An 18,671-nucleotide genomic window follows, 5' to 3' on the forward strand; every position below is an offset into this window, starting at 1 on the left:
CCAGATCCTGAATGAGTGTCGAGTTGGACTCTTACTTGACTTAGACAAAGTCCATCGTAGGATCGTGACAAGCAATCGCCCAGCGACAGGTACGGCACGTATGACGCAGGAGGAGCACGTGACTCAGGGACCGCTCACCACGGAGGCCGGCGCGCCGGTGGCCGACAACCAGAACAGCGAGACGGCGGGCGTCGGCGGTCCGGTTCTGGTCCAGGACCAGGCGCTTCTTGAGAAGCTCGCCCACTTCAACCGCGAGCGCATCCCGGAGCGCATCGTGCACGCCCGCGGTGCCGGCGCGTACGGCACCTTCACGCTGACCCGCGACGTCTCGCGGTGGACGCGTGCGAAGTTCCTCTCGGAGGTCGGCAAGCAGACCGAGACCTTCCTGCGCTTCTCCACCGTCGCCGGCAGCCTGGGCTCGGCCGACGCGGTGCGTGACCCGCGCGGCTTCGCGCTGAAGTTCTATACCGAGGAGGGCAATTACGACCTCGTCGGCAACAACACCCCGGTGTTCTTCATCAAGGACGCCATCAAGTTCCCCGACTTCATCCACACCCAGAAGCGCGACCCGTACACCGGCAGTCAGGAGGCCGACAACGTATGGGACTTCTGGGGTCTGAGCCCCGAATCGACCCACCAGGTCACCTGGTTGTTCGGCGACCGCGGCATCCCCGCCACGCTGCGCCACATGAACGGGTACGGCTCGCACACGTATCAGTGGAACAACGAGGCCGGCGAGGTCTTCTGGGTCAAGTACCACTTCAAGACCGACCAGGGCATCAAGAATCTCACCTCCGAGGAAGCCGCCGTGCTCGCCGGCAGTGACCCCGACAGCCACCAGCGCGATCTGCGCGAGTCCATCGAGCGCGGTGACTTCCCGTCCTGGACGGTGCAGATCCAGGTCATGCCGGCGTCGGAGGCGGCGGGCTACCGATTCAACCCGTTCGACCTGACCAAGGTCTGGCCGCACGAGGACTACCCGCCCATCGAGATCGGCACGTTGGAGCTCAACCGCAACCCGGAGAACATCTTCGCCGAGGTCGAGCAGTCGATCTTCAGCCCGGCGCACTTCGTGCCCGGCATCGGCCCGTCGCCCGACAAGATGCTCCAGGGCCGGCTCTTCGCGTACGGCGACGCCCACCGCTACCGCGTCGGCATCAACGCCGACCACCTGCCGGTGAACCGTCCGCACGCCACCGAGGCGCGTACGAACAGCCGGGACGGCTTCCTGTACGACGGCCGCCACAAGGGCGCCAAGAACTACGAGCCGAACAGCTTCGGCGGCCCGTTCCAGACCGACAGGCCGCTCTGGCAGTCCGTCCCGGTCACGGGCTCCACCGGCAACACCGAGGCTCCCGGCCATGCCGAGGACAGCGACTTCGTGCAGGCGGGCAACCTCTACCGGCTGATGTCGGAGGACGAGAAGGCGCGGCTGGTCGGCAACCTGGCCGGGTTCATCTCCCAGGTCTCGCGCGACGACATCGCCCAGCGGGCGATCGACAACTTCCGGCAGGCCGACGGAGACTTCGGCAAGCGGCTCGACAGCGCGGTCCAGGCATTGCGCGGCTGACGGCCCTCGCCGATGAGGCGGTGGAGGCCGGGTTCCGGGACGGACCCGCCTCCACCGCCGCCCCGGCCTCTCTCAGGTCCCGCGGCGCTCTCGGCCGGTCGGCCGGTCAGCCGGTCAGCGCCGGTGGGCGGCGCCTGACCGGGGCCCAGCACCGGATGATGTCGCGTACGGACACGATGCCGACCGGCTCCCGGTCGTCGCAGACGATCAGATGACGGAAGCCGCCGTGAGTCATCGCCTCGGCCGCCTCCTCCAGGGTCCAGATCGGTGAGGCGTACACGACGTCGGTCGTGGTGTGCGTGCCGGCGAGCTCCACCTCGGGATTCTGCCCGGCGCCGATCGAGATCAGGATGTCACGCTCGGTGATGATCCCGAGCCCGCTGGTATCGGTGTCCAGCACGACGGCGGCGCCGACGCGGCGTGCCGCCATCAGCTCTGCGGACTGGCGGAGTGTGTGGGCAGGTCCGATGGTGAGGACCACCGTGCTCATGGCGTCACGGACGAGCATGGATGGAGCCACCTCCTCGGTGAACCGGTCTCTCTGCTGGAGAACGAATTCACAAGTTCACAAGTGGGGGGACTTTCAGAGTGACACCGACACGGTGAGTCAACAAGGGGGCGGACGGAGCGAGACACCCGGCGCGCGAAGATCAGAAACACACGCCCCGGTCGCCCCAAGGGCTCCTCGTTCCCCCGATTGGCCGATCGCCCGGAGTAAATTTTTTTGCCGGACGGAGTTACTGACAGGTCAGTAGCGCTGGTTCAGATAGCCGAGCAGTTCCTCGTGCAGGATCCCGTTCGACGCCGCCGCATTGCCGCTGTGCGGCCCCGAACGCCCGTCCAGACCCGTGAACCGCCCGCCCGCCTCCTGGACGATGATCGCCGGCGCCGCCATGTCCCACAGCGACAGCTCCGGCTCCGCGCACATGTCCACCGAACCCTCGGCGACCATCATGTACGGCCAGAAATCGCCGTATCCGCGCGTACGCCAGCACGCACGGGTCAGATCCAGGAACCCGTCGAGACGGCCCTGCTCCTCCCAGCCCTTCAGCGACGCGTGCGCGAACGAGGCGTCCCCGATGCGCGAGACCTTCGAGACCCGCAGCCGGGTCGCCGACGCGAGGCTGCGGCCCGAGTACGCGCCGCCGCCCTTGGCCGCCCACCAGCGGCGCGCCAGCGCGGGCGCCGACACCACGCCGACCACCGGCTCGTAGCCACCCTCGCCCGCCACCATCAGGGAGATCAGCGTCGCCCAGACGGGCACACCGCGAACGTAGTTCTTGGTGCCGTCGATCGGGTCGATCACCCAGCGGCGCGGGCCGGTGCCTTCGATGCCGTACTCCTCGCCCAGCACCGCGTCCCGGGGCCGCGCGCGCTGTAGATTGCCGCGGATCAGCTCCTCGGCCGACTTGTCGGCCTCACTCACCGGGGTCATGTCCGGTTTGGTCTCGACCTTCAGGTCGAGAGCCTTGAACCGGTCCATCGTCGCGGCGTCGGCGGCGTCCGCGAGGACATGGGCGAGTCGCAGATCATCGTGGTAATCGGGCATGGTCGTCACAGTATCGACAGCGTCCGAGGTCGGGCTACGGGCCTGTGGGGGAGCCGGCTGCCCGGCTCGGCGAGCCGGACCGGCCTGAGGTCCTCTTGACAGCGTGCGAGGCTGAGTCAACTCTGAGTCTGGAGCCGAACGGCCCGGGAGGCACCGATGCCTACAGCGCGTGAAGCCCTACTCAACGCCGCTCTTTCGGCGCTCACGGACCAGTCCTGGTCCGCCGTCAGGATGGTCGACGTCGCGTCGGCCGCGGGGGTCTCGCGGCAGACCCTCTACAACGAGTTCGGCAGCAAGGACGGTCTCGCCCGCGCGCTCGTACGGCGCGAGGCGGACCTGTATCTGTACGGCGTCGAGCGGCTGCTGGCCGAGCCCGCGGAGCCGGTGGACCGGCTGGTGTCGGTGGCCGAGTGGACCGTGTCCGAGGCGCGCTCCAGACCCCTGCTGCGGGCCCTGCTCACCGACGGCTGGACCGAACGCCACCCGGCGCCCCGCCCGCTGCGCCCCGCGACCCCTCCGGGGGGCGCGCCCGCGCAGCGTCGCGCGGACGCGGGGCCGCCCGCCCCGGCGGATCTGGTGGCGGCGGTACGGAACCGGGCCGTGGCCGCGCTGGATCCGGGGCGGCCGGACCGGCGGGGCCGTACGGAGGGCGGTGCGCCGCCCCGCACGGAGCCGCTGCGCACGGAGCCGCTGCGCGTGCAGGCGGGGCGGGTGCAGCGGGCGCGCGTGGAGCAGGGGCGTACACCGTCGCAGCACCGCAGACCGGAGCGTGCCCGATCCGATCAGCTGAGGCCCGACGCCGGCCGACCGGCCACCCCGCCGCGGACCGCCGAGCCCGGCCTCCGTACGAAGGACGAGTCCGCCGAGCTGGCCTTCCGCTGCGAGCTGGCCGTACGCCTCGCGCTCGCGCACGTCGTCGCGCCCGACGGCGAGCCCGTCGGGCGCCTGGTGCGCGCGGCGGTCAGTGCTGGGACGAGCCCGAGAGCTGGAGGCCGATGACGCCGATGATGACCAGCGAGATCGAGACAATCTTCAGTGTGGAGACCAGGTCGTCCAGGAAGACCATCCCGTAGATCGCCGTACCGGCCGCGCCGATACCCGTCCACACCGCGTACGCCGGTCCGACGTCGAGCTTTTTGAGCGAGAGGGTCAGCAGGCCGAAGCTGGCGAGCGCGAAGGCCCCGAACGCGATCGTCGGCCAGAGCCGGGTGAATCCGTGGGAGAGCTTGAGACAGACGGCGAAGCCCGTCTCCAGCAGCCCTGCGACTACCACCAGCAGCCACGCCATCGTCTGTTCCTCCCGCATCGGTGACTGCGCGTTTTCGAGGTGCCTTGGCCTGCCTTGACAGACCTTGCCAAGACTTGGTGAGTTTATGCACCTACCGGCGCTTGCGGGCGGCAAATTGCGAGGGATCAGTCGCCCTCACGCCGCTCGCGGGTGGCCAGCAGCCGGCGCAGCGAGTCGAGCCTCGACGGATCGGCGTGCCCGTCCGCAACCCATGCGTCCAGCGCGCAGTCCGGCTCGTCGTGGCTGCATCCGCGCGGGCAGTTCTCCGTTCCCGGCACGAGATCCGGGAAGGCCAGGATGACGCGGGACGGGTCGACATGGTGCAGGCCGAAGGAGCGGATGCCGGGGGTGTCGATCACCCAGCCGTCCGCCTTCTCCAGCGGCAGCGCGAGCGCGGAGGTGGTGGTGTGCCTGCCGCGTCCGGTGACCGCGTTTACCTGGCCCGTCGTACGGCGGCGGTCGTCCGGTACGAGCGCGTTGACCAGAGTCGTCTTGCCGACGCCGGAGTGCCCGACGAACGCGGTCATATGGCCTTCCAGATACTCCCGGACCCGGTCGGCCGCCTCGCCGGTGGCCAGTTCGTCCCGCCGTGTGACGACATAGCGGATGCCCAACGGCCGGTAGGTCTCCAGCAGTTCGTCCGCCGACGCGAGGTCGGACTTCGTGAGGATCAGCAGCGGTTCGAGGCCCGCGTCGAACGCCGCGACCAGGCAGCGGTCGATCAGCCGGGGCCGCGGCTCCGGGTCGGCGAGCGCGGTGACGACGGCGAGTTGGTCGGCGTTGGCGACGACCACACGCTCGAACGGGTCGTCGTCGTCCGCCGTGCGCCTCAGTACGGAGCGGCGCTTCTCGATCCGTACGATGCGCGCCAGCGTGTCCTTCTTGCCGCTGAGGTCCCCGACGAGCATCACCTGGTCGCCCACCACGGCCGCCTTGCGCCCCAGTTCGCGCGCCTTCATCGCCAGGACGACGGTGTCGCCGACCAGACAGGTGAGCCGCCCGCGGTCGACGGTCAGCACCATGCCCTCGGCCGCGTCCTCGTGCTTGGGGCGGATGTTGGTGCGCGGCCGGTTGCCCTTGGGGTTGGGGCGGGTGCGGATGTCGTCCTCGTCCGGGTTCTTGCCGTAGCGGCGCATCGCGTCAGGCTCCCGCTCCCGCGAGCATCTCGGTCCACATCTGCGGGAAATCGGGCAGGGTCTTGGACGTTGTCGCGACGTTCTCGATCTCCACGCCGGGCACGACGAGGCCGATGATCGATCCCGCCGTGGCCATGCGGTGGTCGTCGTAGGTGTGGAAGACACCGCCGTGCAGCGTGCGCGGCCGGATGTGGAGGCCGTCGGCGGTCTCGGTGACATCGCCGCCGAGTTCGTTGATCTCCTTGGTGAGGGCGGCCAGCCGGTCCGTCTCGTGGAGCCGCAGATGGGCGACGCCGCGCAGCGTGGAGGGGGCGTCGGCGAGGGCCGCGACGGCCGCGATGCCGGGGGTCAGTTCGCCGACCTCGCTCAGGTCGACGTCGATGCCCCGGACCCGGCCGCCGCCGGTGAACGTCAGTCCCTGCTCGGTCAGTTCACAGGAACCGCCCATTTCGGTGAAGATCCGGCGCAGCGCGTCACCGGGCTGTGTGGTGCGGAAGGGCCAGTCCCGTACGGTCACCCGGCCACCGGTCACCAGTGCGGCGGCGAGGAACGGCTGGGCGTTGGAGAGGTCCGGCTCGACGGTCAGGTCACGGCCGAGCACGGCGCTGGGGGAGACCCGCCAGACGTTCGGCTCGCCGCCGGTCTCCGGCTCGTCGACCTGGGCGCCGACGCCGCGCAGCATGTCGACGGTCATCCGGATGTGCGGCAGGGACGGCAGGGTGGCACCCACGTGCCGTACCTCGACGCCCTGGTTGAAGCGCGGGCCGGAGAGCAGCAGCGCGGAGACGAACTGGGACGAGGAGGAGGCGTCGATCTCGACGGTGCCGCCGTCCAGCGCGCCGCCGCCGTGCACGGTCAGCGGGAGCGAGCCGCGCGCCTCGTCGTCGATGCGGGCGCCGAGGGCGCGCAGGGCGTCGATGACGCCGTGCAGCGGGCGTACGTAGGAGCGGGGGTCGCCGTCGAAGTGGACGGGGCCGTCGGCGAGGGTCGCCACGGGCGGCAGGAAGCGCATGACCGTACCGGCGTTGCCGACGTCGACCGTGGCCGGGCCGTGCAGGCCGTTGGGGAAGATCCGCCAGGCCTCGCCGGTGAACGACGGGCTGCCGGCGCCGCGTGCGGGTGTCATGGAGCCCGCCGCTGCCGAACTGGAGGAGACCGTCTCCTCGATGCCGACGCCCATCGCGCGCAGCGCGTCCGCCATCAGGAGAGTGTCGCGGGAGCGCAGGGGCCGGCGCAGCCAGCCGGGTTCGGCGGCGAGCGCGGCGAGGACGAGGCCGCGGTTCGTGACCGATTTCGAACCGGGCACGGTGACCGTCGCTTCGACGGCCCCGCTCGCGTGGGGGGCGGGCCAGAGGGCAGGGTGCACGGCGCTTTCGGTCATGGTCTTTACTTTAATGGCTGCACAACGGCCCCGATCTCGATCAAATACGTTGAAATCGGTGCGTAATACGAAGGTGGTATGGGGGTGCGCGACCGGCTCGTACGGGCTCGGCGCGCTTACTTCAGCCCCAGCAGCCAGGTGCCTCCGCCGATCAGCGAGCACAGTGAGACGGCGTGGAAGAGGAACAGCCACATCGTCGGCGGCACATGTGTCAGGCGCGCGAGCTGGTCCGCGTCGGAGTCGGGGGCGCCGCCGTGCCGGCGCTTGGACTGGAGCTCGAAGGGCGGTCGTACGCCGCCGAGCAGCAGGAACCATACGGCGGCGTACGCGAACGCGGCCTGCACGGTCGGACCGGTCAGCCAGGAGATCAGCAGGAAGGCCGCACCCGTGACGATGACGGTGAGCGCCCCGTACGCGTTGCGGATCATGACCAGCATCACCAGCAGCAGGGCCGTCGCCAGCCACAGCAGCAGGGTGATGTGGTGCGCGGCGAGCAGCCAGGCGCCGCCGAGGCCGAGCAGGGACGGGGCCGTGTAGCCGGCCGCCGCGGTGAGGATCATGCCGATGCCGGTGGGCTTGCCGCGGCTGACGGTGAGGCCCGAGGTGTCGGAGTGCAGCCGGATGCCGTCGAGCTTGCGGCCGGTGAGGAGGGCGACGAGGCCGTGCCCGCCCTCGTGGGCGATGGTGACGGCGTTGCGGGACAGCCGCCACAGGGGGTGCGGTGCGACTGCGGCGAGCGCGACGGCGGCGGTGACGATCACCAGCCAGTCCTCGGGGACGGGCTGGGTGCCGAAGACGCGATCCCACAGATCGCCTATGGAGGCGGCCGCTATGCCGCTGGACTCGGTGCCGGTCGTCGTGCTGATCATCGCTCGGGCGGCTCCTCGGGAGGGTGTGCGTCGTCGAAGTGTGGCACCTGTGTGCGGGCGGCTGTCCGGGCGGCGGGGTCAGCACGGTGGCTGGGGGCTTTCAAGCCACGTGCGGTCAAGGGCAGTTCGAGTCTTGACGGCACCCAAAGTCGGCTGTCATGGTCTAGACCTAGTAGAACATCGGATGAGTAAGTCCCGCGACAGCGCTCCACCGGACCGCCACCGGACCCCCTCCGCTGTCGATGCAACTGTTCGTGCACCTTCGCGAGTTCCCCACACGCAGTGAGTCCGTGACGGATCGGAGCCGGCGTCTTCGGTGCCGGTCCTCGCCGGGCGTCATCCCGAAGGAGTTGTCATGCACAAGAAAACTCGTCTCGCACTCATCCTGAGTGCGGCGGTCGCACCGATCATCGCCGTCACCCTCCCCGCCCCGGCCGCCTCGGCCCACGGCTGGATCAACTCGCCCGCCAGCCGGCAGGACCAGTGCAAGACCGGCGTCGTCTCCTGCGGCGACATCAAGTGGGAGCCGCAGAGCGTCGAAGGCCCGAAGGGCCAGAACAACTGCCACGGCGGCGTCGCGCGATTCGCCGAGCTGAACGACGACAACAAGGGCTGGCGGCGCTCCGACATCAGCTCCAACCAGACGTTCACCTGGACGCTGACGGCGCGGCACCGCACCAGCACCTGGCAGTACTTCGTCGGCAACACCAAGGTCGCCGAGTTCAACGACGGCGGTGCCCAGCCCGGCGCGACGGTGAGCCACAACGTCAACTTCGGCAGCATCCGCGGCAACCAGAAGGTCCTGGCCGTCTGGAACGTCTACGACACCGCGAACGCGTTCTACGCGTGCGTCGACGTCAACATCCGTTGATCCGAGCGGACTCCAGGAGCTGACATCCGTCTCTGTCGGGGCCGGGGGCGCACCCCCGGCCCCGACAGGGGGTTCGACCGAAGCGACCGAAGCGGCCGACGGGCACGCCGGACAATCTGCGAGGGTTGGAGGCGTGTCGGTAGCGTGACCCGGCGAGGGTGCGTCGGTTGGTCGGAGGGTGGTTGAGCATGTGCGGTCGGTACGCGGCGAGCCGGAGGCCGGAGGATCTCGTCGGGCTGTTCGAGGTCGAGAAGTGGGAGCCTGAAGAGACCCTTGCGCCCGACTGGAACGTGGCACCTACCAAAGAGGTGTACGTGGTCCTGGAGCGCCCCGTGAAGGGCGCCGACGATCCCGCCCCCGTACGGCAGCTGCGCACCCTCAGGTGGGGGCTCGTGCCCTCCTGGTCCAAGACGCCCGAGGGCAGCGCCCGCATGATCAACGCGCGCGCGGAGACCGTGCACGAGAAGCCGTCCTTCCGGCGCCCCTTCGCCTCCCGGCGCTGTCTGATACCGGCCGACGGCTACTACGAGTGGGTCACCGCTCCCGAGGAGCGGCAGCTGGAGGAGCAGGGCAAGAAGAAGCGGCCCCGCAAGCAGCCGTACTTCGTCACCCCGGCCGACGGGTCGGTCATGGCCATGGCCGGTCTGTACGAGTTCTGGCGCGACAAGACCCTGCCGGACGACCACCCGAACGCCTGGTGGGTCACCTGCTCGGTCATCACGACCGAGGCGGAGACCGGCCCGCTCGGTGTCGCCCCGGCCGAGGGACCCGGCTCGCTCGCCGACATCCACCCCCGCATGCCGCTGATGCTGACGCCCGACCGGTGGGACGCGTGGCTGGATCCGGCGCGTACGGACGTGGACCAGTTGCGCGAACTGCTGGCGCCGCCGCCGGAGGGGCTGATGCGGGCGTATCCCGTGGCGACGGCCGTGAGCAACGTACGGAACAACGGTCCGGAGCTGCTGGAGGAGCTGCCCGCGCCCGAGGAGAGCACCCTCTTCTGAGGCGCTTGTGGGGCGGGGGATCCGGGAGTTCCGCCGCCCCGATGTGATCCTGGTGGCATGCGAAGCGAGATCGTCGAGACTCCCGCGGGCGACGCCCGCATCACCTGGCACCCTCCCAAGAAGGCGGCGTCCAAAGAGACGGCGCCGAAGGGGAAGACGGCGGGCCTCGTCCTCGCCGTCAGCCACGGCGCGGGCGGCGGCATCGAGGCCCGCGACCTCCAGGCGCTCGCCGCGGCGCTGCCCGCCCTCGGGGTGACCGTGGCGCTCGTCGAGCAGCCCTGGCGGGTGGCCGGCAAGAAGCTGGCGCCCGCGCCGAAGACCCTCGACACCGGCTGGCGGGCGCTCTGGCCCGCACTGGCGAAGCCCGGACTGCCCGTGGTCGCGGGCGGACGCAGCGCCGGGGCGCGGGTGGCCTGCCGTACGGCCCGCGAGCTGGGCGCCCACGCCGTACTGGCGTTGAGCTTCCCACTGCATCCGCCCGGCCGGCCGGAGAAGTCCCGCGCCGGCGAACTGCTCGGGGCCGGGGTGCCGGCGCTCGTCGTCCAGGGCGGGAACGACCCCTTCGGGAAGCCCGCCGAGTTCCCCGACAGCGGGCTCCCCGACGCGGGTTACGAGCTGCTTGAGGTGCCGTACGGAGACCACTCCTTCGCCGTCCCCAAGCGGGCCACGCTCACCCAGGACGAGGCCCTGACCGTCCTTACGGACGGTGTCGGGAAGTGGATCCGGTCACAGTCGGCCCGCTGACGGAGCGTGGCCGCGCGCCGGGGAATGTGTCGCAGGCGGCGACTGTTGTGCGAGGTGTCGGTACACAGACCTTGGTACACAGATCCTGGAAAGGGAGTACGCCGTATGGGTTCGACCATCTGCCCCGCCCGGTCGCACGCCACCGATGTGGAGTGGACGGTGCTCTCCGCACCCAGGACCGCGCCCGCGCCGTCGCCGGGCGAGGCGGCGGCGAAGCACGCCCCGGCACAAGGTCGACTATTCTCCGGTTCGAGTGGGTCCGCCTTCGGGCCCGCCACAGCGTTGGAGGAGGTGGGTCCGGTCACTGGGACCGACACAGGGACCGACGACGGCCACAGGGAAGAGTCAGCCGCCGAGCGCAACGCCCGTTTCGAGCGGGACGCTCTCGGCTATCTCGACCAGATGTATTCGGCCGCACTGCGCATGACGCGCAACCCCGCCGATGCCGAGGACCTCGTGCAGGAGACCTACGCCAAGGCGTACGGCTCCTTCCATCAATTCCGTGAGGGCACCAACCTCAAGGCGTGGATGTACCGAATCCTCACCAACACCTTCATCAACTCGTACCGCAAGAAGCAGCGTGAGCCCCAGCGCAGCGCCGCCGAGGAGATCGAGGACTGGCAGCTGGCGCGCGCCGAGTCGCACATGTCGACCGGTCTGCGCTCCGCGGAGTCCCAGGCGCTCGACCACCTTCCCGACTCCGATGTGAAGGAAGCGCTCCAGGCGATTCCCGAGGAGTTCCGCATCGCCGTGTATCTCGCCGATGTCGAGGGCTTTGCGTACAAGGAGATCGCGGACATCATGGGGACACCCATCGGCACGGTGATGTCGCGACTGCACCGCGGCCGGCGTCAACTGCGCGGCATGCTTGAGGACTACGCCCGCGAGCGCGGGCTTGCCCCGGCCGGCGCCGGAGAGTCGTCGGATGATCGGAAAGGCTCGGGCTCATGAGTTGCGGAGAGCCGCACGAGACGGATTGCACCGAAGTTCTCGACCATCTTTACGAGTACCTCGACCGGGAGATGCCGGACAAGGACTGCACCAAGTTCGAGGAGCACTTCGACGAGTGCTCGCCGTGCCTGGAGAAGTACGGACTCGAACAGGCCGTGAAGAAGCTGGTCAAGCGGTGCTGCGGACAGGACGACGTACCCACCGACCTGCGGGCCAAGGTCATGGGACGGATCGACCTCATCCGGGCCGGCCACACCGTGCCCGAGGCTGACGTGACGGCTGTCGACACGGACCGGACAGCCACCGCCAACGAGTAGTGGCCGGGACACTTCCCGCAGTATTTCCACGCCCACGGGGCGCGCCGCGCACATCGCGGAGCGCCCCGTAAGCGTTTTCGCACGTGTCACCCGATGGTGCTAATCGCCGCTGTCGACCGGTGGCCCGGTACCCAACTCGCTAGCCTGACCCTCTGTTTCGGGCCGGTGCCAAGGGGATGTGTGCGGGGTGAGGGCGGGGTGAACGCCATTCCGGGAGCGGCACGCGCGTACATCTGCTGCGCCGTGCTGGGTGCGCTCGCCTGCGTGCTCCCCGCGTTCGCCCTGCCCGGCCTCCGCCCCGGCTCCGGGGCCGGGGCGGAGGCGGACAGCCTGTGGCCCGCCGTGCTGCTGCTCGGCGCGCTGTACGCGCTCTGCGAGGCACCCGCCCGCTGCCCCTTCCTCGGGAGATCGGTGCGCGGCTCGTTGCCGGTCACCGCCGGATCGTTCTTTCCCGTGCTGCTCGCCGCCGCGTTCCTGCTGCCACCCTCCGCCGCGGCGCTCGTGGCCGTCCCCGGCGGACTCTGCGGCCATGTCGCGCAGCGACCGGCCGGGGTCCGCCGCGTCTGGCGCGCGGCCCAGCTCGCCATCGCCACCTGGGCCGCCTCCCTCGCCCACCGGCTCCTCGACGGACCGGCCGCGCTGGGCGGGACCGCGCACCCCGGCCACGCCGCGCCCGGTGTCCCCGACTTTCCGTACGCCCTGCTGCCCGCCGGGGCCGGCGCCCTCGCCTTCTGCCTGGTCCTGAGCGCGCTCGACGGCGGCATCCTCGCGACCGCCGAACGGCGGCCCCTCCGCACGGCCTGGCGCGGCCTGCTGCCGCGCTCGCTCGCGCCGTACGGTGCCCACGCACTGGCCGGGCTGATGATGGCCGTGCTCTGGCGCAGCCCGTACGGCCCGCTCTCCGCGCTCTTCGTCCTGCTGCCCATGTACATCTCCTGCTGGGTCTTCGCGCAGTACCACCGGGAGCGAGCCGCCCACCAGGCGACCATCAGGGCCCTCGTACAGGCCGTCGACCTCAAGGACCGGTACACGCGCGGCCACAGCGAACGCGTCGGGCGGGCGTCGGCGATGATCGCCGGCGAATTGGGGATGGCCGGCGAGCGTCTGGAGGTCCTGAGGTTCGCCGGGATCCTGCACGACGTCGGCAAGCTCGGCGTCCCCACGCGCGTACTGCGCAAGGACGGGCCGCTGACCCCGGAGGAGCGGAGCGTCATCGAGCTGCACCCCGAGTACGGCCATGAGATCGTGCGCGGCATCGGTTTCCTCGGAGAGGCCCGGCTGGCGATCCTGCACCATCACGAACGGCTCGACGGCAGCGGCTATCCGTACGGACTGGCGGGGGCCGAGATCCCCGAGTTCGCACGGGTCGTCGCCGTCGCGGACGCCTTCGACGCGATGACCTCCACCCGGTCCTACCGCCGGGCACGCCCCGTGGCGGCGGCTGTGGCGGAGCTGCGGCGGTGCGCGGGCACCCAGTTCGACCCGCGGATGGTGCGGGCGCTCGAACGGGCGCTGGAGCGGTACGGCTGGCAGACGGCGGTCACGTCGGACGAGACGGTCCCCCCGGAGGGGGCGCACGGTGCGCGTCATGCGGCGGGGCTGCCGGACGACCCGTCGTGCAAAGCCCTCGCCGTACCGGCGGGGGCGCTGCGCCAGGCGCTTCCGGGCAGCCCCGCCACCGCCCGGAAAAACGTCCCGCCGTCGCGCCGGCCTGACGGCCCCCGCCCGCCCGGCGGCTCCGGATGAGCGCCCCGCCGGCCCGTCCGCGCCGCCCCGGTCCCACCGTCGTCGCCGTCCACGGCGCCGCTCTCGCGCTCACCGGGCTCGGTCTCGGACGGACTCTCTGGTACGGCATCACCGAGCCCCGCACCGCCCTCGCCTTCGGCGCCCTCATCACCCTCGGCGAACTCGTCCGCCGAAGCTCCCTCCCCGGCGAGCGCGAGCCCGCGCCCCTCGGGGCCGCCGGAGCCCTCGCGTACGCCCTGCTCGGGCAGAGCGCGGGCCGCCCCGCCGAGCACGGTGTCGCGCAGACCGTCGCCGTCGTCGTCGCGGCGGTCCTGGTCGGAGCCGTACCGCAGCTCGCCCGGGGCCGCGGCCCCGCGCTCGACCACGTCGCGCGCCGGGTGCTCACCGTCGGCTTCGCCGCGGTCTGCTGCCAACCGCTCGTCGCCTCGGCCGAGTTGGGGAAGTGGGTCGGCGAAGGCCCGTACTACGCACTCCTGCTCCTCCTCCTACTGATCCTGACCGCCCTGTGCGACGCCGTCCTGGCCGCGCTGCTGGTGCGCGCCCGTACCCGCCACCCGTACGGCCCGCTGCTCCGCGACGAACTGCGCGCCCTGACGGGCATCGGTTCGGCCGTCTGTGCGACCGGCGCGGTGATGGCCCTCGGCGTCGCCGTCGCGGGGCTGTGGGCTCTGCCCGTCTTCTGTGTACCGCTGCTGCTGACGCAGCTGTCGTTCCGGCGGTACGCGGCCGTCCGCGCCACCTACGGCCAGACCATCGCCTCGCTCGCCCGCGCCACCGAGATCGCCGGATACACCCGCCACGGCCATGCCCGCAGGGTCGCCGAGCTGAGCCGCGCGGTCGGCCGCGAACTGGGGCTCTCCGGGGCCGAGCTGACCGTCCTCGAACACGCGGCGCTGATGCACGACATCGGCCAGCTGTCGCTCGTCGATCCCGTCCCCGACGGCGCGACCGCCCTGCTGCCGGTCACCGAGCAGCGGCGGATCGCGCTGCTCGGCGGGGCCGTCGTACGCCGGACCGGGGTCCCGTCGGCCGTGGCCGTCGTCGTGGAGCGGCAGGCCGATCCGTACCGCGAACAGCCCCTCCCGGCCCGGATCGTCCGCGCAGTCAACGCCTACGACGATCTCGCCGGGGCGGGCGCGGGCCGCCCCGGAGGGGCGACCGGACCGCTCAGCGCCCTGGAGCGCCTGCGGCTCGGCACCGGCCACGACTACCAGCCCGAGGTGGTGGAATCCCTGGCGCGCGTCCTCTCACGCGGTGGTCTGACCCCTGGTCGGGCTGGGTAACCCATGGGTAAGGAGCGAGCGTCCGACCGGGCATGGTTGGATGCGAAGAGGAGTCCAAGAGGGTGTCCGGGGGCACTGACCCGAGCGACCGGCAGGCGGGAATCGTGAAGATCTTCGGGAAGGTACGGCATCGGCCCTCCGCCTCATGGCGGCAGGCCACCGACCGCGCGTTCACGCTGATCGGCGACGGACGGTACGAGGACGCGGGTGCGCTGCTCACCCGTGCGGCCGATCTGGAGCCCTGGCTCTCCGAGTCCTGGTTCAACCTGGCACTGCTGCACAAGTTCCGGCACGACTGGGAGCAGGCACGGGCCGCCGGGCTGCGGGCCGTCGCGCTGCTCGACAAGGAGGCCGGGGCACCCGACTGGTGGAACGTCGGAATCGCCGCCACCGCGCTCCAGGACTGGCCGCTGGCCCGGCGGGCCTGGCAGGCGTACGGGCTGAAGGTGCCCGGCAATCAGTACACGGCCGCGGCCACCGGTGAGCCGGTCGGTATGGAGCTGGGGAGCGCGGCCGTCCGGCTCTCGCCCGAGGGCGAGGCCGAGGTCGTGTGGGGCCGCAGGCTCGACCCGGCCCGGATCGAGATCCTGTCCATCCCGCTGCCGTCCTCGGGCCGTCGCTGGGGCGAGGTCGTCCTGCACGACGGCGTGCCGAACGGCGAGCGTACGACCGCCGCGGGGGCGAGCGGCTCCGCGCGGGCCTTCCCGGTCTTCGACGAGATCGAGCTGTGGGCCCCGTCGCCCGTGCCGACCTGGGTGGTGCTGCTGGAAGCGGCGACCGAGTCCGACCGGGACGCGCTGGAGCGGCTCGCCGCCGACGCGGGCTTCGCCGCCGAGGACTGGTCGTCCTCCGTACGGCTGCTCTGCCGGGCCTGCTCGGAGAGCCGGATGCCGAGCGCCGAGGGCGACGGCGAGCACCTGGACCCGCACGACCACAGCGAGCCGGGGCATCCGGGGCCGCTCGGCCACCGTACGGAGGGCGAGCTGTGGGTGCCCGAGCGCGAGTGCGGGATAGCCGCGCCGCCCGGACTGGTCCGCGGTCTGCTCGACGGCTGGGTCGCCGACAGCCCGGACACGCGTGAGTGGCGGGATCTCGAAGAGGTCTGCTGACGGTCCGCCGACACCTCCCCCCGTAGGGGGGTTCTCGGGCATCGCGGCGGACCGCGCCCCTGCGGGCCGTAGGCTGTACGGGCACATCGCGCAGGCAGCGGTGTACAGGCAGCAGCGGGTACCGAGGAAGGCGTACTGCGGACATGGCGCAGCAGGAGACGGACCAGAAGACCGAGGGCGGGGCCTCCCTGGCGGAGCGGGGGGACGGGTTCGTCGCGGGCGGCGAGGGGGGCGTCGACGACGAGGGGTTCGTCGTCGACTGGGAGGACGCGGAGGCGCGTGAGCTGGCGTACCGCGAGCGGGGCACGTCGCGCCCGATCACCGTGGTCGGCAATCCGGTCCTGCACAAGGAGTGCCAGGACGTCACCGAGTTCGACGACAAGCTCGCCTCGCTCGTCGACGACATGTTCGCGAGCCAGCGGACGGCGGAGGGCGTGGGCCTGGCCGCCAACCAGATCGGCGTGGACCTGAAGGTCTTCGTCTACGACTGCCCCGACGACGACGGTGTGCGGCACGTCGGTGTCGTGTGCAACCCGGTGCTGGACGAACTCCCGCCGGAGGCGCGCAATCTGGAGGACGGCAACGAGGGCTGCCTGTCCGTCCCGACGGCGTACGCGGAGCTTGCCCGGCCCGACTACGCGGTGGTCCGGGGCCAGGACGTGCAGGGCAAGCCCATCAAGGTGCGCGGCACCGGCTACTTCGCGCGCTGCCTTCAGCACGAGACGGATCATCTGTACGGGTATCTGTACATCGACCGGCTTTCGAAGCGCGACCGCAAGGACGCGCTGCGGCAGATGGAAGAGGGCACGCCGCGTTACGAGGTCGTGTCGAACGCCTGAGTCTTCGTGATGCTTCGCGACCGTCCGCGGCCCCGTTCCGGATCTCCTGGAGCGGGGCCGCCGAGATGGTGGGGCACGCGCGCGTGAAGCGTTCATTCCGTCGCCATTGGTTCGACAAATATCCCTGGTCGACGCCTGGTTGACGCGCGTCGACCCTTGCGCCACTCTCTGCCGTACATCTCGCGCCTCGAATCTGGAGACCCGATGCTCAGACGAACCGCACGAATTCTGCTCAGCCTTGTCATGACCCTGTCGTTCGCCTGGGCGGGCGCCGTGGCCACCGCCGGCACCGCACAGGCCGACGGCTGCTACACCTGGTCCGGCACCCTCTCCCAGGGCTCCAGCGGCGCCGCTGTGACCCAGCTCCAGATCCGCGTGGCCGGCCACGCGGGCAACGGCGCCGTGCTCGCCATCGACGGCGCCTACGGACCGGCGACCGCCGCCGCGGTCAAGCGCTTCCAGTCCGCCTACGGGCTGGCCGCCGACGGCGTCGCGGGCCCTGCCACCTTCAACAAGATCTACGAGCTCCAGGACGACGACTGCACGCCGATCCACTTCACCTACGCCGAGCTGAACAACTGCAACTCCGACTGGTCGGGCGGCGCGGTGAGCGCGGCCACCGCCAAGTCCAACGCCCTGCGCACCATGTGGAAGCTGGAGGCGATGCGGCACGCGATGGGCGACCAGCCGCTCCGTGTCACCAGCGGATTCCGCTCGTACGCGTGCAACTCGGCGGTCGGCGGAGCCAGCAGCAGCCGTCACCTGTACGGTGACGCCGCCGACATCGGGTCCGGCCCGCACACCCTGTGCGCCCTGGCCCAGAACGCGCGGAACCACGGCTTCAACGGCATCCTCGGTCCGGGGTACCCCGGTCACGACGACCACGCGCATGTCGACCACCGCTCCAGCCGCTTCTGGTCGGCACCGAGCTGCGGCATCTGATCCACCGACCTGCTGTCCCGGGGCCTCACGCGACGCGCGTGGGGCCCCGGAACGTGCGCCGGTACCCGTTCGGGGTCGTCCCGAGCGTCCGCAGGAAGTGGTGCCGCAGCCCCGCCGCGTTCCCGAAGCCGGACCGGCCGGCGATCGCGTCCACCGTCTCGTCCGTCCCCTCCAGCAACTCCTGTGCCAGCAGTACGCGTTGGCGCAGGAGCCAGCGGTACGGGGTGGTGCCCGTCTCCTGCTGGAAGCGGCGCGCGAAGGTGCGCGACGACATATGGGCGCGTTCCGCGAGCTGTTCGACGGTCATCTCGCGGTCCAGATGCCGCTCCATCCAGGCGAGGACCCCGCCGACCGTGTCGCAGGGGGTGGGCAGCGGGCGCTCGATGAACTGCGCCTGCCCGCCGTCGCGGTGCGGCGGCACCACCATGCGGCGGGCGATCGCGTTGGCGACCTCGGGGCCGTGCTCCTGGCGTACGACATGGAGGCAGGCGTCGATGCCCGCGGCCGTACCGGCGGAGGTGACCACGGGGCCGTCGTCGACGTACAGCACGTCGGGCTGCACGTCGGCCAGCGGGTAGGACTCCGCGAGCTCGGCGGAGTGCATCCAGTGGGTGGCGCACCGGCGCCCGTCGAGCAGTCCGGCGGCGCCGAGGGTGAACACGCCCGCGCAGACGCTGAGTACGCGAGCGCCCCGGTCCACGGCCCGGCGCAGCGCGTCCAGCAGCTCGTCCGGGTAGTCCCGGACGACATACGTGTCCCCGGCCGGTACACAGATCAGATCGGCCTCCTCCAGCCGGTCGAGACCCTGGAGCGCGGAGATGGTGAACCCCGCGTGCGTACGCAGGACGGGGCCCTCGGCGGAGACGACGGCGAAGTCGTAGACGGGCAGGCCCTGGGCGCTGCGGTCGAGGCCGAAGACCTCGCAGAGCACGCCGAGTTCGAAGGGGTGCACTCCGTCGAGCAGGACGACCGCCACGTTTTTCAGCATGGAAAGCAGTGTGGCAGTAATTCGATGGTTCATGACAGTCCTGCCACTGCCCTTTGTTCTGCGGAACGACGACAGTAGAGCCAT

General features: G+C 71.0%; 18 protein-coding genes and 1 pseudogene. 12 read left to right on the forward strand and 7 right to left on the reverse strand.

Going from position 1 to position 18,671, the window contains the following annotated elements; translation table 11 throughout:
* Positions 1-100 precede the first annotated feature (100 nt).
* Complete coding sequence (locus ACIBLA_RS34740) at positions 101-1,570, forward strand: catalase (protein WP_399200903.1); 1,470 nt, start codon at positions 101-103, stop codon at positions 1,568-1,570.
* A gap of 106 nt (positions 1,571-1,676) precedes the next feature.
* Here ACIBLA_RS34740 and ACIBLA_RS34745 read toward each other — a convergent pair whose 3' ends face one another.
* On the reverse strand, positions 1,677-2,078 hold the full coding sequence (locus tag ACIBLA_RS34745) for a CBS domain-containing protein (protein ID WP_363245609.1): 402 nt from the start codon (positions 2,076-2,078) through the stop codon (positions 1,677-1,679).
* Between the two features lie 240 nt (positions 2,079-2,318).
* Positions 2,319-3,119 carry a histidinol-phosphatase gene (hisN, locus tag ACIBLA_RS34750; RefSeq protein WP_363245610.1) on the reverse strand — a complete coding sequence of 267 codons (801 nt, stop codon included), beginning with the start codon at positions 3,117-3,119 and terminating at the stop codon, positions 2,319-2,321.
* 156 nt (positions 3,120-3,275) lie between these two features.
* Between hisN and ACIBLA_RS34755 the strand changes: the two are divergent.
* Positions 3,276-3,740, forward strand: a pseudogene (locus ACIBLA_RS34755) (TetR/AcrR family transcriptional regulator); the annotation flags it as partial.
* 340 nt (positions 3,741-4,080) lie between these two features.
* Here the strand turns inward: ACIBLA_RS34755 and ACIBLA_RS34760 are convergent.
* From ACIBLA_RS34760 to ACIBLA_RS34775, 4 genes are all read right to left on the reverse strand, one after another.
* Positions 4,081-4,407 (reverse strand): multidrug efflux SMR transporter, encoded by a 327-nt coding sequence (locus ACIBLA_RS34760; protein WP_363245611.1) that lies wholly within the window; start codon positions 4,405-4,407, stop codon positions 4,081-4,083.
* A 125-nt stretch (positions 4,408-4,532) separates the two neighbouring features.
* On the reverse strand, positions 4,533-5,543 hold the full coding sequence (gene rsgA, locus ACIBLA_RS34765) for a ribosome small subunit-dependent GTPase A (protein ID WP_363245612.1): 1,011 nt from the start codon (positions 5,541-5,543) through the stop codon (positions 4,533-4,535).
* A 4-nt stretch (positions 5,544-5,547) separates the two neighbouring features.
* Entirely contained in the window at positions 5,548-6,924 is a 1,377-nt protein-coding gene (aroA, locus tag ACIBLA_RS34770) for a 3-phosphoshikimate 1-carboxyvinyltransferase (protein ID WP_363245613.1), read from the reverse strand.
* A gap of 116 nt (positions 6,925-7,040) precedes the next feature.
* Entirely contained in the window at positions 7,041-7,793 is a 753-nt protein-coding gene (locus ACIBLA_RS34775) for a M50 family metallopeptidase (RefSeq protein WP_399200904.1), read from the reverse strand.
* A gap of 355 nt (positions 7,794-8,148) precedes the next feature.
* Between ACIBLA_RS34775 and ACIBLA_RS34780 the strand changes: the two genes are divergently transcribed.
* From ACIBLA_RS34780 to ACIBLA_RS34825, 10 genes are all read left to right on the forward strand, one after another.
* Complete coding sequence (locus ACIBLA_RS34780; protein WP_363245614.1) at positions 8,149-8,664, forward strand: lytic polysaccharide monooxygenase auxiliary activity family 9 protein; 516 nt, start codon at positions 8,149-8,151, stop codon at positions 8,662-8,664.
* A 188-nt stretch (positions 8,665-8,852) separates the two neighbouring features.
* Positions 8,853-9,668, forward strand: coding sequence for an SOS response-associated peptidase (locus ACIBLA_RS34785; protein ID WP_399200905.1), 816 nt, complete (start codon positions 8,853-8,855; stop codon positions 9,666-9,668).
* A gap of 57 nt (positions 9,669-9,725) precedes the next feature.
* Positions 9,726-10,412: an alpha/beta family hydrolase gene (locus ACIBLA_RS34790; protein ID WP_363245616.1), complete on the forward strand. Its 687-nt coding sequence runs from the start codon at positions 9,726-9,728 to the stop codon at positions 10,410-10,412.
* Positions 10,413-10,703: 291 nt separating this feature from the next.
* Positions 10,704-11,363 carry a sigma-70 family RNA polymerase sigma factor gene (locus ACIBLA_RS34795; protein ID WP_069627276.1) on the forward strand — a complete coding sequence of 220 codons (660 nt, stop codon included), beginning with the start codon at positions 10,704-10,706 and terminating at the stop codon, positions 11,361-11,363.
* Positions 11,360-11,680: a mycothiol system anti-sigma-R factor gene (rsrA, locus tag ACIBLA_RS34800; protein ID WP_363245617.1), complete on the forward strand. Its 321-nt coding sequence runs from the start codon at positions 11,360-11,362 to the stop codon at positions 11,678-11,680. Before ACIBLA_RS34795 ends, rsrA begins: the two co-directional genes overlap by 4 nt.
* 198 nt (positions 11,681-11,878) lie before the next feature.
* On the forward strand, positions 11,879-13,426 hold the full coding sequence (locus ACIBLA_RS34805) for an HD-GYP domain-containing protein (protein WP_363245618.1): 1,548 nt from the start codon (positions 11,879-11,881) through the stop codon (positions 13,424-13,426).
* The gene (locus ACIBLA_RS34810) at positions 13,423-14,709 is read left to right on the forward strand and encodes an HD domain-containing protein (protein WP_363245619.1); all 1,287 of its coding nucleotides are present in this window, start codon (positions 13,423-13,425) and stop codon (positions 14,707-14,709) included. The genes ACIBLA_RS34805 and ACIBLA_RS34810 overlap by 4 nt, the downstream gene beginning before the upstream one ends.
* Positions 14,710-14,813: 104 nt before the next feature.
* Positions 14,814-15,818 carry a hypothetical protein gene (locus ACIBLA_RS34815; RefSeq protein ID WP_363245634.1) on the forward strand — a complete coding sequence of 335 codons (1,005 nt, stop codon included), beginning with the start codon at positions 14,814-14,816 and terminating at the stop codon, positions 15,816-15,818.
* A gap of 143 nt (positions 15,819-15,961) precedes the next feature.
* A complete protein-coding gene (def, locus tag ACIBLA_RS34820) occupies positions 15,962-16,657 on the forward strand; it encodes a peptide deformylase (protein WP_363245620.1) in 696 nt (231 codons plus the stop codon).
* 204 nt (positions 16,658-16,861) lie between these two features.
* Entirely contained in the window at positions 16,862-17,599 is a 738-nt protein-coding gene (locus tag ACIBLA_RS34825) for a D-Ala-D-Ala carboxypeptidase family metallohydrolase (RefSeq protein WP_399200906.1), read from the forward strand.
* 25 nt (positions 17,600-17,624) lie between these two features.
* Here ACIBLA_RS34825 and ACIBLA_RS34830 read toward each other — a convergent pair whose 3' ends face one another.
* A complete protein-coding gene (locus ACIBLA_RS34830; RefSeq protein WP_363245622.1) occupies positions 17,625-18,587 on the reverse strand; it encodes a helix-turn-helix domain-containing protein in 963 nt (320 codons plus the stop codon).
* Between the last annotated feature and the right edge of the window lie 84 nt (positions 18,588-18,671).

The sequence above is a fragment of the Streptomyces sp. NPDC050433 genome (genome assembly GCF_044458565.1).
Taxonomy (GTDB): domain Bacteria; phylum Actinomycetota; class Actinomycetes; order Streptomycetales; family Streptomycetaceae; genus Streptomyces.

Bases quoted from the DNA above. Each gene is read 5' to 3' on its own strand.
- ACIBLA_RS34740 (WP_399200903.1), top strand. From the start codon at position 101: ATGACGCAGGAGGAGCACGTGACTCAGGGACCGCTCACCACGGAGGCC.
- ACIBLA_RS34745 (WP_363245609.1), bottom strand. From the start codon at position 2,078: ATGCTCGTCCGTGACGCCATGAGCACGGTGGTCCTCACCATCGGACCT.
- hisN (WP_363245610.1), bottom strand. From the start codon at position 3,119: ATGCCCGATTACCACGATGATCTGCGACTCGCCCATGTCCTCGCGGAC.
- ACIBLA_RS34760 (WP_363245611.1), bottom strand. From the start codon at position 4,407: ATGGCGTGGCTGCTGGTGGTAGTCGCAGGGCTGCTGGAGACGGGCTTC.
- rsgA (WP_363245612.1), bottom strand. From the start codon at position 5,543: ATGCGCCGCTACGGCAAGAACCCGGACGAGGACGACATCCGCACCCGC.
- aroA (WP_363245613.1), bottom strand. From the start codon at position 6,924: ATGACCGAAAGCGCCGTGCACCCTGCCCTCTGGCCCGCCCCCCACGCG.
- ACIBLA_RS34775 (WP_399200904.1), bottom strand. From the start codon at position 7,793: ATGATCAGCACGACGACCGGCACCGAGTCCAGCGGCATAGCGGCCGCC.
- ACIBLA_RS34780 (WP_363245614.1), top strand. From the start codon at position 8,149: ATGCACAAGAAAACTCGTCTCGCACTCATCCTGAGTGCGGCGGTCGCA.
- ACIBLA_RS34785 (WP_399200905.1), top strand. From the start codon at position 8,853: ATGTGCGGTCGGTACGCGGCGAGCCGGAGGCCGGAGGATCTCGTCGGG.
- ACIBLA_RS34790 (WP_363245616.1), top strand. From the start codon at position 9,726: ATGCGAAGCGAGATCGTCGAGACTCCCGCGGGCGACGCCCGCATCACC.
- rsrA (WP_363245617.1), top strand. From the start codon at position 11,360: ATGAGTTGCGGAGAGCCGCACGAGACGGATTGCACCGAAGTTCTCGAC.
- ACIBLA_RS34810 (WP_363245619.1), top strand. From the start codon at position 13,423: ATGAGCGCCCCGCCGGCCCGTCCGCGCCGCCCCGGTCCCACCGTCGTC.
- def (WP_363245620.1), top strand. From the start codon at position 15,962: ATGGCGCAGCAGGAGACGGACCAGAAGACCGAGGGCGGGGCCTCCCTG.
- ACIBLA_RS34825 (WP_399200906.1), top strand. From the start codon at position 16,862: ATGCTCAGACGAACCGCACGAATTCTGCTCAGCCTTGTCATGACCCTG.
- ACIBLA_RS34830 (WP_363245622.1), bottom strand. From the start codon at position 18,587: ATGCTGAAAAACGTGGCGGTCGTCCTGCTCGACGGAGTGCACCCCTTC.